General features: G+C 56.8%; 12 protein-coding genes. All 12 read left to right on the forward strand.

Annotation, left to right across the window (positions count from 1 at the left end):
• Nucleotides 1-328: 328 nt before the first annotated feature.
• Nucleotides 329-892: a transcription termination/antitermination protein NusG gene (nusG, locus tag CIT31_RS09270; RefSeq protein WP_165778385.1), complete on the forward strand. Its 564-nt coding sequence runs from the start codon at nucleotides 329-331 to the stop codon at nucleotides 890-892.
• A 281-nt stretch (nucleotides 893-1,173) separates the two neighbouring features.
• A complete protein-coding gene (locus tag CIT31_RS09275; RefSeq protein WP_245316150.1) occupies nucleotides 1,174-2,451 on the forward strand; it encodes a sugar transferase in 1,278 nt (425 codons plus the stop codon).
• Nucleotides 2,452-2,541: 90 nt separating this feature from the next.
• Nucleotides 2,542-3,636 (forward strand): GDP-mannose 4,6-dehydratase, encoded by a 1,095-nt coding sequence (gmd, locus tag CIT31_RS09280; RefSeq protein ID WP_029355725.1) that lies wholly within the window; start codon nucleotides 2,542-2,544, stop codon nucleotides 3,634-3,636.
• A 21-nt stretch (nucleotides 3,637-3,657) separates the two neighbouring features.
• Nucleotides 3,658-4,446, forward strand: coding sequence for a glycosyltransferase family 2 protein (locus CIT31_RS09285; protein WP_095518335.1), 789 nt, complete (start codon nucleotides 3,658-3,660; stop codon nucleotides 4,444-4,446).
• 48 nt (nucleotides 4,447-4,494) lie between these two features.
• The gene (locus tag CIT31_RS33790) at nucleotides 4,495-5,493 is read left to right on the forward strand and encodes a hypothetical protein (protein WP_133116123.1); all 999 of its coding nucleotides are present in this window, start codon (nucleotides 4,495-4,497) and stop codon (nucleotides 5,491-5,493) included.
• 132 nt (nucleotides 5,494-5,625) lie between these two features.
• Complete coding sequence (locus tag CIT31_RS09295) at nucleotides 5,626-6,333, forward strand: FkbM family methyltransferase (RefSeq protein ID WP_245316160.1); 708 nt, start codon at nucleotides 5,626-5,628, stop codon at nucleotides 6,331-6,333.
• 111 nt (nucleotides 6,334-6,444) lie between these two features.
• Nucleotides 6,445-7,698 carry a glycosyltransferase gene (locus CIT31_RS09300; RefSeq protein ID WP_095518338.1) on the forward strand — a complete coding sequence of 418 codons (1,254 nt, stop codon included), beginning with the start codon at nucleotides 6,445-6,447 and terminating at the stop codon, nucleotides 7,696-7,698.
• A gap of 166 nt (nucleotides 7,699-7,864) precedes the next feature.
• On the forward strand, nucleotides 7,865-9,181 hold the full coding sequence (locus tag CIT31_RS09305) for a flippase (RefSeq protein ID WP_095518339.1): 1,317 nt from the start codon (nucleotides 7,865-7,867) through the stop codon (nucleotides 9,179-9,181).
• A 2-nt stretch (nucleotides 9,182-9,183) separates the two neighbouring features.
• Nucleotides 9,184-10,272: a nitroreductase family protein gene (locus tag CIT31_RS09310; protein ID WP_095518340.1), complete on the forward strand. Its 1,089-nt coding sequence runs from the start codon at nucleotides 9,184-9,186 to the stop codon at nucleotides 10,270-10,272.
• Entirely contained in the window at nucleotides 10,269-11,417 is a 1,149-nt protein-coding gene (locus tag CIT31_RS09315) for a polysaccharide pyruvyl transferase family protein (RefSeq protein ID WP_095518341.1), read from the forward strand. The genes CIT31_RS09310 and CIT31_RS09315 overlap by 4 nt, the downstream gene beginning before the upstream one ends.
• A 367-nt stretch (nucleotides 11,418-11,784) precedes the next feature.
• Entirely contained in the window at nucleotides 11,785-12,705 is a 921-nt protein-coding gene (locus CIT31_RS09320) for an O-antigen ligase family protein (RefSeq protein ID WP_206073346.1), read from the forward strand.
• 228 nt (nucleotides 12,706-12,933) lie between these two features.
• Nucleotides 12,934-14,010, forward strand: a complete 1,077-nt coding sequence (locus tag CIT31_RS09325; RefSeq protein ID WP_095518343.1) for a glycosyltransferase family protein — start codon at nucleotides 12,934-12,936, stop codon at nucleotides 14,008-14,010.
• Nucleotides 14,011-14,023: the final 13 nt, after the last annotated feature.

Here is a 14,023-nt window from a genome sequence, read left to right on the forward strand (position 1 = left end):
TGGTCGGCATCTGCTTCGCAACACTTTGCTAACGATACCGTCACACAATGGTCAAATCGACCGATTAAGGACCAGAACAGCCAGCGATTCGTCGCGAGCCAGCGTAACGAAGCAGCTACACATCGACGTAACTGCTGGAAATCGATTCGCGCATAGCAAAAAAGAAAGCGGCTCGATCATCTCCTAGGTCACGGCTAAGGTTAATGGATCATTCGCGGGACTTTTTTAGACCAATCGCCTTGATTCTCGCGAGATAGCTGCTTGCTGGTACCTTCACGCTGTCGTAACCCTTGACATTGACCATGCCGAAAACCGCCGAAAGAGACGCGTGATTAGCCTGGAAGAAACAACGAGTAAGGCTGTTAAATCGTTGCGACGGCCCGCAGCCGGCACCGCAGCACGCTGGTATGCCGCCAGCGTATTTCCGGGAAAAGAAGACGTCGCCGAACGGCATCTCCGGATGCAGGGGTTTCACCCGTTTACGCCTCGCCGCGAGAAGACCACACGTCATGCCCGGCGCATCGAGACTCGACCGGCGGCATATTTTCCAGGTTATATGTTCATCGCCCTCGATGTCGCGCTGCAGCGGTGGCGCTCGGTCAATGGAACGTTCGGCGTGCGCTCACTCATCATGCAGGGCGAACGGCCACTGCCAGTCCCGTCGGGGTTGGTGGAGCGGTTCATAGCTCTGACTGGCCGGGACGGCCTGCTTGATTTCAGCGGAGGCCTCGCTGCGGGCGCATCGGTTCGGATTCTTTCAGGTCCTTTCGCGGAGATGATCGGTCGCCTTGACCGGCTCGATCCAGCCGGAAGGGCCCGAGTCCTGGTTGCCATCATGAATGGCGAGATCCCTGTTGACATGGACTCAAGGGAACTCATCGCGATCGCATAACCGCAATCGACGTTCGGATGCGGTACCAACTGTTGCAAAGTCGGCTCTCGGGTTTCACCCGGGAGTGCGGTAGCCATTGTTGGAGCCGAAGCATGCCGGTAGAGCGAATGGCGTTGCCGCAGCTTGGTGTTCATTCACGCGTTGGGCCAGATCTGGGTTTGTCAGGCTGCCTATCGCGCGAGTGGAATACGGAGCCTGACAATCAATCTCAGCGGTTTGCGTTGAACATCTGAGAGTTCCTGGCTTATTTATCGGCGGACCCAGAGAGCGACCTCACGAACTTGAACACCACCACCATCACCCTTCCTAATCAAAGGCATCTTCTGCTTCGGATGCGCTTTCAGTTGCTTGGTGGGCTGACCTTCGCGATCTTGGTCCCCGCGCTGGTCCGCATGTCGTTCGACCAACAAGTAATCTTGCAATCAAATATGCAGGTTACAATTGTCGCGGCATTCATCGCTCATGCGGCGGGTTATTTACTTTACAAGCGCATCGGCAATTTTCCGGGTGTGGCGGCGGCTGGTTACATCTTACCCACCTTCGCCCTGACCTATGGCCTCGTGTTCGTCACCATCTTTTTCTTCAGGTTCGACTATAGCCGGTTCCAGGCCGCCGCGAGTTTTTTTCAGTCGACATTGTGGTATTTTGGGCTGAGTTTGGCCACGCGACGGCTCGACCCATACCGGTTGGCAGTAATTCCAGGCGGGGATGTCGATAGGCTGGAAAGCATACCAGGCGTCAGTTGGCACCGGATCCATTCGCCCGAGACGATTGTCGAATATGCGAGCGGTGTGGTGGCCGATCTTCGAGCCGACCTTTCGGATGAATGGGAACGGTATATCGCCGACCGCGCGCTCTCGGGAACGCCAGTCTACCACGTCAAACAAATCAGCGAGTCGCTCACAGGTCGAGTGGAAATAGAACATCTCTCCGAAAATACGCTGGGATCCTTGAATCCAAACCAGGCTTATTTGAAAATAAAGCAGGCTATTGATTGGTTTTCGGCGCTGTTTATCCTTGTCGTCTTCTCTCCGCTGCTCTTATTTGTGGCGATAGCAGTAAAGCTCGACTCAGCTGGCCCAGCCTTGTTTAAGCAAAAAAGAATGGGATACCGAGGAAATATTTACGAGGTCTACAAATTTCGGACGATGAAGCTCAGCGCCGTTGCTGGCGATGAAAAGGACGAGGCCATCACAAAGGCCGGCGATACGCGGATCACTCGCTTAGGACAGTTCTTGAGAAAATCCAGGATCGATGAGTTGCCGCAAGCGATCAACATTTTGCGCGGCGAAATGAGCTGGATCGGACCGCGGCCGGAGGCACTCGTGCTGTCGAAATGGTACGAGGCTGAGCTGCCATTCTATCGATATCGGCACATCGTCCGGCCTGGCATTACCGGATGGGCGCAAGTCAATCAGGGCCATGTTGCGGCGGTGGACGACGTTCTGGAAAAACTTCACTACGACTTCTACTACATCAAGAATTTTTCGCCTTGGCTCGACGTGCTGATTGTGTTTCGTACGATCCGAACCATGCTGACAGGATTTGGTGCTCGGTAGAGCCGAAGAGGCTTACTGATTGCGGGAGGATCATATTATTCGCTTGGCAGACACTCACAATCGCGTTCCAGAAATCGCCGGAGAAGCACCATGACCAGGAAGATCGCACTCATAACCGGTATCACTGGCCAGGATGGCGCCTATCTGGCGGAACTTCTGCTGGCAAAGGGCTATCACGTCCACGGCATCAAGCGGCGTTCGTCGTCATTCAACACCGGTCGCATCGATAATCTCTACCAGGATCCGCATGAGAAGGACGTAAGGCTGTCGCTGCATTATGGCGACATGACTGATGCCACGAACCTCATCCGCATCGTCCAGGAAGTGCAGCCAGACGAGATCTACAATCTCGCAGCACAATCGCATGTTCAGGTGAGCTTCGAGACCGCCGAATATACGGCGAATGCAGACGCGATAGGCACGCTACGCCTTCTCGAGGCCATCCGGCTGCTCGGCCTGACAAAAAAGACGCGTTTCTATCAGGCATCGACATCCGAACTCTACGGGAAGGTGCAGGAGATTCCGCAGAAGGAAACGACGCCCTTCTATCCGCGATCGCCTTATGCGGCAGCAAAGATCTATGCCTACTGGATTGCGGTAAATTACCGCGAAGCCTATGGCATTCACGCTTCCAACGGCATCCTGTTCAATCACGAGAGTCCGATGCGCGGCGAGACATTTGTGACGCGTAAGATCACGCGCGCAGCGGCCGCGATCAGCCTGGGCCTTCAGGACAAACTCTACCTCGGCAATCTGTCTGCCGAGCGAGATTGGGGTCATGCCCGCGACTATGTCGAGGGCATGTGGAGGATCCTTCAGCAGGACGTGCCCGACGATTATGTCCTAGCAACCGGAGTGAAAAACTCGGTCCGCCGTTTTGTCGAGCTGGCATTCAGCGAAGTTGGGACCGAGATCCAATGGGTCGGTTCCGGCATCGACGAAAAAGGCATCGATGCAAGATCCGGCGCTGTTCTGGTCGAGGTGGATCCTCGGTACTTCAGGCCGACCGAAGTGGAGCTTCTGATCGGCGACCCCTCGAAAGCGGAGCGCGTTCTCGGGTGGAAGGCAACAACCTCCCTAGCTACAATGGTCCAGGAAATGGTCCAGTCCGATCTCGAAACGGTAAGACGGGAATCAGAGCACCGGCGCTTGGACGAGGATCGCATTCGCGTTGCGGCACAGTAAGGAACGTTGGACCGAGTTGACATGAGAATCTCGGTTTTGACGGTCTGCTGGAACTCGGCCGCAACAATCAGGCATACGGTCGATAGCTTCTTTGCCCAGGATCATCAGGACAAAGAGTTGGTGGTCGTCGATGGCGGGTCATCGGACGAAACGCTGACAATCGTCCGGTCCTATCCGCAGGACCAAATTCAGTTGGTCAGCGAGCCCGATCGTGGAATGTATGATGCACTCAATAAGGGGCTGCGCCTCTATACTGGAGACGCAGTTGGCGTGCTGAATTCCGACGATTGTTTCCATGACCATACTGTGCTGACGCGAATTTCGGCAGAACTTGAACAGGCCGACATCGTGCACGGCGATTTGGATTTTGTTGAAAATCATTTCAACAAGCGGGTCATCCGGCGTTGGCGTGCCGCCCCCAGACCCGCCAAGGGTTTCCGGACTGGTTGGATGCCGGCCCATCCAACATTTTACGTCAGGCGGAAGGTGGCGGAGACGGTCGGCACGTTCGACCTCAGTCTCAAAGTGGCATCGGATTACGATTGGATGCTGAGAGCGGTTGAGCTTCATGGATTCGGGTCCGCTACCACCAACCATGTGTTGGTAGATATGATGGTTGGCGGGGCCAGCACACGGAGCCTCGGCTCCTATATCGGGCACAATTTTGAGGCCCTGCGGTCGCGGCGCCAATGGCTGCGCTCCGGTCCAATCGACTACGCGCTTGTTGCGAAGCCAATGCGCAAGCTGGGGCAGTTTTTCGGCATCAACAGTGCCGGAACCGCGAAGCAAAGCCGGCATGGAGTACGCTGAATAGTGGCTTCGGTAAGTGATATCCATGCTTCGGAGGTCGGCCCAGAGGTGAAGCGCAACTACGTTCACGTGTCTGCGCCCGGTGGTCACCGCCAATTCTACCAGGATCTCTTTGCCGGCCTATTTGACCTCGAACCGGCAATGGGACGCATTGGACCTCGGCTGTGGCTTGACCTGGTTCGGGCCCGCCACCTCCTGTTCGCCACCATCGACGATGATTACGCTGGTTTTATAGCAGTTGCGTTGGCAAGATCGCTGATTGGACGGCGGACGGTTGGGCTCTTTCTCAGGCCGTCCAAATGCTTCGAGAGCGGAAGGCTCGTTTATCGCCTCAAGAGATGGGCTTTCCGGTGCTTGCGGCATTTGCCTCACCTGTCGCTCTTTACGATTCTGCCGTTCAAATTTGATCGCCGATTTGCTCAGGTCGCGCACGGGTGGGTACACGACCCTCAGATGTGGGACATGCACGACGGCGCGGCGCTTATCGAAACTAGCCAACTGTCACGCGACGTGCTGACCGCAGCCGGCGGGCGCGCCATTTTGTGTTTCCTGGGCAGCGTGAGAAAGTCGAAGGGCTTCGAATTCTTGGCTTACATCGTCTCCGACCACCCAGATCTCGCGAAAGATGTTTTTGTGGTGGCTGTCGGGCGCGTCGACCCGGCCTGTGGCGACGACTGCGCTCGCCTGATTTCTGCCGGAGGAATGGTGGTCGACCGGTTCGTGTCGGACGACGAACTTCTGAGCTTGTACAAAACCTGCGATTTCGCCTGGTGCTGTTACGAGCCGGACTACGACCAGGCCTCCGGCATATTCGGACGAAGCGTACAACTGGGCACACGTCCGATCATCCGCAAGGGCGCGTATCTCGAGAAATATGCGCAAGAAGGTGCAGTTGCACCGGTGTGTCTGGTTTACGGCGATACGCGTGACGCTGCAGCGAATATCGCAGCCGCAGCAGCCAATCGATCCGACAAGCCCGGGCGGCTGGGCGAAATCGTCGGCGGCTGGCGGGCCGATTTTGTGCAGAAAATCCGAGCGGCCCTTTGACCCGCGGGCGCATATGCGTCAACGCCGCTGAGCCGGGTATTTGGCTGCCTGCCATGTAAGTTCTGAGGATCGAGATAAAGGCTGATCATGTTACAATTCTTGGGTCCCAAGGCGAAGATATCATTGCGTGACGTGGGGCGGCGGTTCGGGTTCGACGTGCGCCTGAATGGCATTAATTCGCGCGATGATTTGCGTCTTGTGCATTTTCTTCACATGCACGAAATCGATCTCGTAATCGACGTTGGTGCCAACAAAGGCCAGTTCGGCACGATGCTGTTTGCGGCGGGGTTTCAAGGCTCGATGATTTCGTTCGAACCGCTCCCAGATGCGCATTCCGAACTCATGCGCACAGCAAACTCATTCGACCAGCGCTGGACGGTAGGGCCAGCTGTTGCGCTAAGCGACACTAGTGGGTCGGCGACGTTCCATGTTACGGAAGCGTCGACGAGCAGTTCGTTGCACGAGCCACGTGAGTCGTTCGTGGAACATACTCCCCGCGTGGCCGTCGCCAAGCGGATCGAGGTCAAGACAGAGCGGCTTGATGCCCTCGCGAACACGATCGGCCTCGCTGGCAAGCGAGCATTCCTGAAACTTGACGTGCAGGGCGCTGAAGCGGCTGTTCTCGCAGGTGCTTCCGCCGTCCTGCCGCAACTGCGAGGCGTCCTAACCGAACTGTCGCTGGTCGAGCTCTATACAGGGCAGGCGACCGCGCTGGAGGTGCATCAACTCATTGGCGGCAGTGGGTTCGAATTGTGGGATGTCTGGCAAGGGTATAGAAACCCGCAGACGCAGCGACTAACACAGATTGATGCATTGTATTTTCGTCCAAGCCAGGCCTGAGACTTTGAACAATGGGCCGGCTGGTTCGAGAGTGAGCCCAGCTCCAATCAGGAGCTTTCCGACGATCCAAACAACGAACGGAACGGTTGCCGCACGGATTGTTCTAACACCATGAACGTCGTTCAGATTGTTGGCTGCGCGCTCAATACTGGTGCGGGTCGAGGAATCCGCGCCGTGCACGAAGCCTTATTGGACGCAGGAATCCATTCACGCGTCCTAGGGAGGGTTGAGCGGGACCTCCCAGAGGACTTGTTCGCCAGAAGAGTTCCCTTGCTGCAACGTCTGCCTGTCGGCGTTAAGAACCGTGTCTACATGTGGCATTTGACGCGGCAATTCGGCGTGATCCCGCCGAATTTTCATCCCATCTCTCACGGCCTCCGCCTTCACAATACGCCGGAATATCGGAAAGCTGACGTTATCCATGTCCAGTGGGCCCACGCGCCCACCCTTGGGCCAGCATTCTGGCGTGCGATTAAGCGCGAAAAACGTCCGGTGGTCTGGACGCTTCGCGACATGTGGCCGTTCACCGGCGGCTGTCATTTCTCTGGTTCGTGCGAGAAATATGCCTGCGGGTGCGGCCAATGCCCTCTCCTGGGTGGAAAGGACGAGAGGATCACATCCGACGATATTGCATTCAAGGCCGAGCACTACGGGCCGCAATCGGTATTCGTCGCGATCAGCAACACGATCGCCGAGCAGGCCCGAAAGAGTACGGTTCTGTGCGGGCGCGCTATACATGTCATCCCCAACAGTGTGCAAATGAGCCAGCTTCGCGCGATGAACAAGGCGCAGGCGCGTAGCGCATTGGGACTCCCAGCAAACACATTCGTAATCGCCTCCGGTGCCTTGAATCTGGCTGATCCACGCAAAGGCGCAGATATCATGCGTCATCTGCTGAATGTTTACCGAGATAACAAAAACGTTCACTGGTGCTTGTTTGGCAAGGGACTTGCAGAACTGGCCGATCCGGTGCCTGAAAACTGCACAGGTTTTGGCCTCATCCGCGATGAAGTCACTCTTAACCAGCTATATTCGGCGGCCGATGTGTTCGTGATGCCCTCACTTCAGGAATCATTCGGCAAGGTCACGGTCGAGGCGATGGCATGCGGAACTCCTGTCATCGGGCTCTTTAAAACGCCCGCCGAGGAGATCATCAGCCACGGGCAGACCGGATGGTTGGTAAAGCACGGTGACGCCGATGCAGTAGTGGCCGCTATTGAGACAGCACGGGCCCTGCCAGTTCCGTCATTAAGGAATTTTGGAGTGAGCGCACGCGCCGCCGTGATCGACAGATACTCACCAGAGGCTATCGCCCGTCTCTATATCGACCTGTATGAATCATTGTTGAGTAGCGATCAAAGATGACTCATGCGCCACGATGTGACCACCCTGGAAGGGTGAGGATCGGCGCGCACTCCGCGATCGCAGCGGGAAGCGTCCTCACCTCCGATACCCCGCCGGATTGCCCGTCCGGCGGCGTGCCCTGGATGCTTATACGGTCCTTGGCAACCGCGCATGCCGGTTCGATTCAATGAAGATTTATTTCCTCAACAGCGCGTGGATGATGGCCGACACCGTCGTTGGCCGGGTCATGGGAGTTCTGGTCACAGTCGTCGTTGCGCGATATCTGGGACCCGAAGATTTTGGAATGTACGCCTATGTCATGTCCATGGTCGCCCTGTTCGGCGTCATTGGCCATATGGGGTTGGACGGACTCCTGATCCGCGAACTGCTCGACGAGCCCCGGATGCAATCCGAGACGCTCGGCATTGCGTTCGTCATGAAGAGCGCCGGTTTTGGTCTGGCCGCCTTGGGGCTCCTGATGTTCGGGCTGCTGATGCCTGGCAATCTTCCCGCGGAACGTTGGCTGTTCGTCCTGGCAAGCCTTGCCGTTGCGATTCAGCCGGTCAGCGCCGTGCTGAGCAATTGGTTCCGCTCGCGCGTCGAGGCGCGTTATGCCGTGGTTTCCAACTTCGTCGGCGTAGTGGCGGGAGGAGCGTTCAAGGTGGGCGCCGTGCTCGCCGGGGCGGGAGTGGTCGCCGTGGGAGTGGGGCAGACGTTGGGCATCGCGGTCGGGGCCGTACTGCTGATCGTGATGTTCCTGCGGCACGGAGGCCCGGCGCCAGGCACCTGGTCCTTCTCGCGAAAGCGGGCCAAGGCCATGCTTGGCGAGAGCGTGATGATCTTCGTCGGGTCTATATTCGCCGTGATCTATCTCAAGATAGATCAAGTGATGCTGCGGGCCATGCAAGGCCCCGAAACGGTCGGCATATATTCGATCGCATCGCTCCTCTCCGAGTCACTTTATTTCATTCCGGCGGCGATAGCCGGAACGGCATTTCCCAGGCTTGTGCAGATCAATGCCGGCGACCCCGAGGCATTCGCGGAACGCTTGCAGGATGTGTTCGACATCCTCGCGGCCTCGGCGCTGATTGTGCTGGTCGGACTGTTGGCTCTAGGCCCTCTGGCAATCAATCTCGCCATGGGTCCATCCTATTCCCCCGCCGTTCCGATCTTTCTGGTCCATGTATTGTCGTTGCCGTTCATATTCCTGCGCCAAGGGTTTAGTCGCTGGATGATCATCAAGAACATGGCCAAGTTCTCCATGGTCACCCAGGGCGCCGGGGCGCTGCTCAACATCGGGTTGAACCTCGTGCTCATTCCCCAATTTGGCGGCATGGGAGCAGCTGTTGCGACGCTCATCTCCTACGCGGCCGCATCCTACTTCGCCCTGCTCCTTTCCCCCGCCACAAAGCCGATCTTCTACATGATGACCAGATCGCTGTTCCAACCCTGGCGCGGCATCCAAAAACTAACGGTACTTCTCCGAAAACTGAGGAATGGCTGAAGATGACTGAGTTCATCGACAAGGCGGCACGTTTCCAGAGGTTCGCAAGGCGCTCTCCCCGCCAGGCGGTCAAGGCGCTTTTCCTGGTCCTGCTCGGCCGCCTGCGCGCCGGACTGATCAGGCCTGCAAGTCGCAGCGGGTTCCTTGCGTCGGTCTATTTCACTTTCTTCAGCAGTCGTTTCTATCGGGAGCATCGCGCCGTCCTGTCCGGGATCGTTGCCAATCTGAACAGCGACATCGCCATCCAGAGGAGTTCGTCGCAACTGCGCCGCAACATTCATCGCCTTGAGAAGGGGCTGATCATGCGCCCAAGAAGGGCAGTGTTTGCCGAGGACTACATCGAGGCCACGGTATCTCTGTTCCTGCGCGGCGCGGCTGGAGCGTCGCTGGACCGGGATGAGTTGAAATGGGCGGCGGACGTGCTGACGACTTATTTCTCGGTGGTTTCCGAAACACCGAGGATCAAGAAGGCAAAGGCGCGTTTCCTGGCATGGTCCGGCCAGGCGCCGACACCAAGCTTCGTGCCGTATCCGAGCTCCAGCCGTGCGAACAGCGACATCAGCTTCGATCAGCTCTATGCATTGTTTTCAGAACGGCGTTCGGTCCGATGGTATTCTCCCACGCCCGTTCCACAGGATCTTGTCGAGAAGGCCGTCTCGGCCGCCTCTCTCGCTTCCTCCGCCTGCAACCGCCAACCCTATTCGTTCTTGCTGTTCCGGGATCCGGAAAAGGCAGCCCGCATTGCCTCCCTCGCCGGCGGGACAGGCGGTTTTTCGAAAAACATCCCATGTCTGATTCTGGTTGTGGGAGACCTTTCCTACTATGTCCATGAACGCGACAGGCACCTAGTCTATATCGACGCGTCGCTTGCCTCGGCTCAGCTGATGCTCGCTTTCCAGACACTGGGCCTGTCGACCTGCGCCATCAACTGGCCCGATGTCGAGGAAAATGAAAAGGCCCTCCAGGCAGCCGTCGGATTGAAGGCCCATGAGCGGGTGATCATGTTCATTGCAGTGGGCTACGCCGATCAGGATGGTCACATACCATACTCTCAGAAAAAAGGGGCGGACGTATTGCTTCAGGCGCTATGACACTGACATTCGAAATCAGAAAAGCCGGCTTCGAGAACAAGGGGGCGGCAATGATGCTCATCGCAGCTTCACAGAACGTGAAGGCGCGGTACCCCGCTGCTCGGGTTGCGATGGCGCCCGATGCGACCAGCCCATATGAATTTCGGGCGCGGTACGGTCTTTGGCACAGGGCCGAGCTCGTCCGCCGCAGCGTTGATCTCGGCAAGATCGTCCAGGTCGTCCCGGGCAAGCTGCGTCACCGTTTCGGATTCGTAACGGAATCGGAGGTGGATGTTATCCTCGACGCCGCCGGTCTAGCCTATTCGGACCAGTGGGGGGCGCAGCATACGGAGGACCTGGCCCGCCGAGCCGTCGCATGGAAGCGCGCGGGCAAGCACCTCATCCTGTTGCCTCAGGCACTTGGTCCGTTTGGCACGGATCGCATTCGCCGCGCAATCAATGTCGTTGCCGACCATGCGGACCTGATTTTCGCGCGCGATAAATACTCGATGGAAAATCTGATCGGCGCCGTAGGCGACCGTGCTTCGATCCGGCTTGCGCCGGACTTCACCAATCTGCTGGCAGCTATTCCGCCCGCCAATCCCCCGCGAGGCGAGAAACTGGTGGCGATCGTGCCGAACGCGCGGATGGTGGACAAGACCAGCAGTGACGTAAGCGACAATTATACGGGCTTTCTACGACGTGCGGCGAGCAAGTTTCAGTCGGCCGGAATGACTGCCTTCTTCCTGATTCATGAGGGCGCCGGGGATCGGGTGCTGGCCGAGCAGGTCAACGCACAGCTTTCCGAGCCCCTTCAGATATGGGTGGCAGGGGATCCTCTCGAGGCGAAAGGGCTGATCGGTAGGTGCAGCGGGCTGGTTGGCAGCCGCTACCACGCCCTGATCAGCGCCTTGTCTCAGGGCGTGCCCGTGATTGGCACGGGCTGGAGCCATAAATACCGGGCTCTGTTCGAGGACTATGGCTGCGAGAACCTGCTGGTCGATGTGTCGGCTGGCGAGGAATATCTCGAAGCCGGTCTTCACTCCCTCATTGATGAGGACCAGCGTGCCGTGCTCTCACATCGGCTAGCAGCGCCCGGCGCGCGAATTAAGGACGGTGTACGGCAGATGTGGGAGGATGTATTCCGGCTTCTTGAAGTGGACTAGTCTCATGACGCAGAGGACCAACGTTCGCTACGACGCCGATTCCACTCGAGGAGGGATTGGTCATCGATTTGCGCCTTACGTTGACCGGCGCATTTTGCTTTCTCCTGCGACAGCGTTCGCTCTCGCGATTTGTGGTATATATTCTTTCGCGGGTTTAATAAACTGGTTTGATCCAGAAGGTAGTACCTGGTCAATTTTGGTAAGGTTAGCCATTGTTCTGATAACTGTTGGCTCGTATGTACTTCTTCCGGCAAAGGTGCGATCCTCAACGGCCGCGCTTATTCCGTTGAAAATATTTTTCGTACTGTATCTGTGTAGACTAGTTGAGAATGTTTACTTCTCTTCGATAAACATAGCTTCTGGTCCTATGATGGTATTTAGTATTTTCTTGGTGACTAGTGTCGGCACCACGCTCCTTCTGGCATCGATGGATAGGGCGATTAAAAATACCGACATGATTCTCGCTATGAACACTCTTTGCATTATTTTTCTATTTGGACTTTATCTAAATAGAGATATGCTGTTCGTAAGCCAAGGCGAAAGGATATCTCTCGACAAAATCAACCCGATAGCAATGGGGCACACGGCATTCGCATTTTTGATATACTTTTTCCTTGTCTTGGGAAAGACAAAAAAACTGACGATCCAATCAGCGATACTTGGTCCGATGCTATTGTTGGTTGTTGTATTTTCCAGGTCTCGCGGTGCATACATTGCTGGCGCGGGGGCACTACTGGTCTACATACTGTTGCTTAAAGGCTCGAAAAGAGTGTTCGCTGTGTTGGGAGCATTGGTTGTCGCCATGGCAATTTTGGCGACCAGCGGCGTGGAACTCATCGACGTTGTCATTGCGAGACTTCAGACGATCAACGTGGATACCGATCAATCGACGATGATACGCAGTCAATTGTTCGCTGGAGCCTGGAGGCAGTTTCTAGAAAGCCCGGTGTTCGGGCGTTACGCTGTCGAGATGCGGTTCAATTTCTATCCTCACAACATCTATCTTGAATCCCTGATGGCGGTGGGGGCGCTGGGATCATTGCCGTTTGCGGCTCACATAGTGTTGGCACTCAGATCGACGGTCGGTATCATTCGGTCCGGCAAATTCCCGCTCGCTGCGGTGCTGGCTGCGGTGCTGTTTATCAGGGAAGCGATCGCCGGCCTGGCAAGCGGCAGCCTATGGGGAAATTCGCTCTTCTGGGTCACCTCCGCTCTGACAATATCGTTTTGGTATGGATACCAGGGATTTCTTGCAAAAAACCGCAATCCAGAAATTAAGGCTTACTAGGGGGCGGGCCTGTTAAAGTTGAGTGTCCCGTAACCGATCAGTAGGCTGGCAGTGAATTGAAGTTCTATTTCGATCGGTACCAGCGTTGGTTTCGTCCTCGATGTGGTCGAACTTCGCCTTATTGGCTGCAGGCACTCGCGCCGTGCCCGCGGGACGCCGCTGGTCGGCCAACACGGACCGCTATCAGCGCTCCAGGACTCCGAGATTAAATTCCAACGGGAACCAACCATGCGCATTTTTCAAAATTCCGGGATCTCGCCGAGCTACCGGGCCAGACTCGCCGGACTGGTGGCGGGGGTTCGTGGGTTCGAGCCGCAGAAAGAAGTGTTTTTGAACGATCGCTACGGCGCGGCGCATATCCTGCTGCCGATGCACGCCGGCAGCCCTGAAGCCTTTTTTACGAACGGAGACGACGAATCGCTGCAGCGGGCATGGGCCCTCGAAAATGGGCTGGGCGAAGATGCATCGCTGGCCGATATCCTTCTTGCCCAGATCGAGCATCATAAGACGGACATCTTCTACAACCTTGATCCATTTCGTTACGACGCCTCTTTCCTGCGACGGCTGCCGGGGCATGTGAAGCGAAAGATTGCTTGGCGTGCTGCGCCAGGCAGAATCGATTTTTCCGGTTATGATCTCGTCGTTTGCAATTTCCAGTCGATGCGAAGGCTTTGGGAAGAGCAGGGCGCCAGGACCGCCCACTTCTTTCCTGCTCACGATCCGGAACTCGATGCTGTTGCCGCGAACCGGAACAGGGACATCGATGTCCTTTTTTTCGGGGGCTACAGTCGTCATCACCAGCGCCGCAGGCAGATTTTGGAAGCTGTCGCAAGTCTATCCAGCCGCCGACGCGTCGTCTTCCATCTCGACCTGTCGCGTTATACGCCACTCGCCGAGACGCCGCTTGGCTGGTTCGGTCCCCTGCGCGCGGTGCGCCGGCCGCGCACTATCCGCAGTGTCAGCGCGCCTCCTGTATTCGGTCGCGCTATGTATGCCGAACTCGGAAGAGCCAAAGTCGTGGTCAACGCGTCGATCGATATGGCGGGTCCGGACCGTGGCAACATGCGCTGTTTTGAGACGATGGGCGCTGGCGCTCTGCTGATATCCGATTCCGGCAATTATCCCGCACCGATGCGCGACGGGGAAACCATGGTCGTCTACGAGCAACCGCAGGACGCATTGGATAGAATCGAACAGCAATTGGATGGCGGAACCTGGGACGAGATCGGCCGGGCGGGGAACCGCGCAATTCGCGAAGAATACAGCAAAAGACGCCAGTTTGAGCGGTTTCTCGAATTGGTATAGCTGACGATCGATT

It is taken from the genome of Mesorhizobium wenxiniae, assembly GCF_002284535.1.
GTDB classification, from domain to species: domain Bacteria; phylum Pseudomonadota; class Alphaproteobacteria; order Rhizobiales; family Rhizobiaceae; genus Mesorhizobium; species Mesorhizobium wenxiniae.

Excerpts from the sequence above, each read along its gene's own strand:
- gmd (WP_029355725.1), top strand. The coding sequence starts at position 2,542 with ATGACCAGGAAGATCGCACTCATAACCGGTATCACTGGCCAGGATGGC.
- CIT31_RS09285 (WP_095518335.1), top strand. The coding sequence starts at position 3,658 with ATGAGAATCTCGGTTTTGACGGTCTGCTGGAACTCGGCCGCAACAATC.
- CIT31_RS09300 (WP_095518338.1), top strand. The coding sequence starts at position 6,445 with ATGAACGTCGTTCAGATTGTTGGCTGCGCGCTCAATACTGGTGCGGGT.
- CIT31_RS09305 (WP_095518339.1), top strand. The coding sequence starts at position 7,865 with ATGAAGATTTATTTCCTCAACAGCGCGTGGATGATGGCCGACACCGTC.
- CIT31_RS09310 (WP_095518340.1), top strand. The coding sequence starts at position 9,184 with ATGACTGAGTTCATCGACAAGGCGGCACGTTTCCAGAGGTTCGCAAGG.
- CIT31_RS09315 (WP_095518341.1), top strand. The coding sequence starts at position 10,269 with ATGACACTGACATTCGAAATCAGAAAAGCCGGCTTCGAGAACAAGGGG.
- CIT31_RS09320 (WP_206073346.1), top strand. The coding sequence starts at position 11,785 with ATGATGGTATTTAGTATTTTCTTGGTGACTAGTGTCGGCACCACGCTC.
- CIT31_RS09325 (WP_095518343.1), top strand. The coding sequence starts at position 12,934 with ATGCGCATTTTTCAAAATTCCGGGATCTCGCCGAGCTACCGGGCCAGA.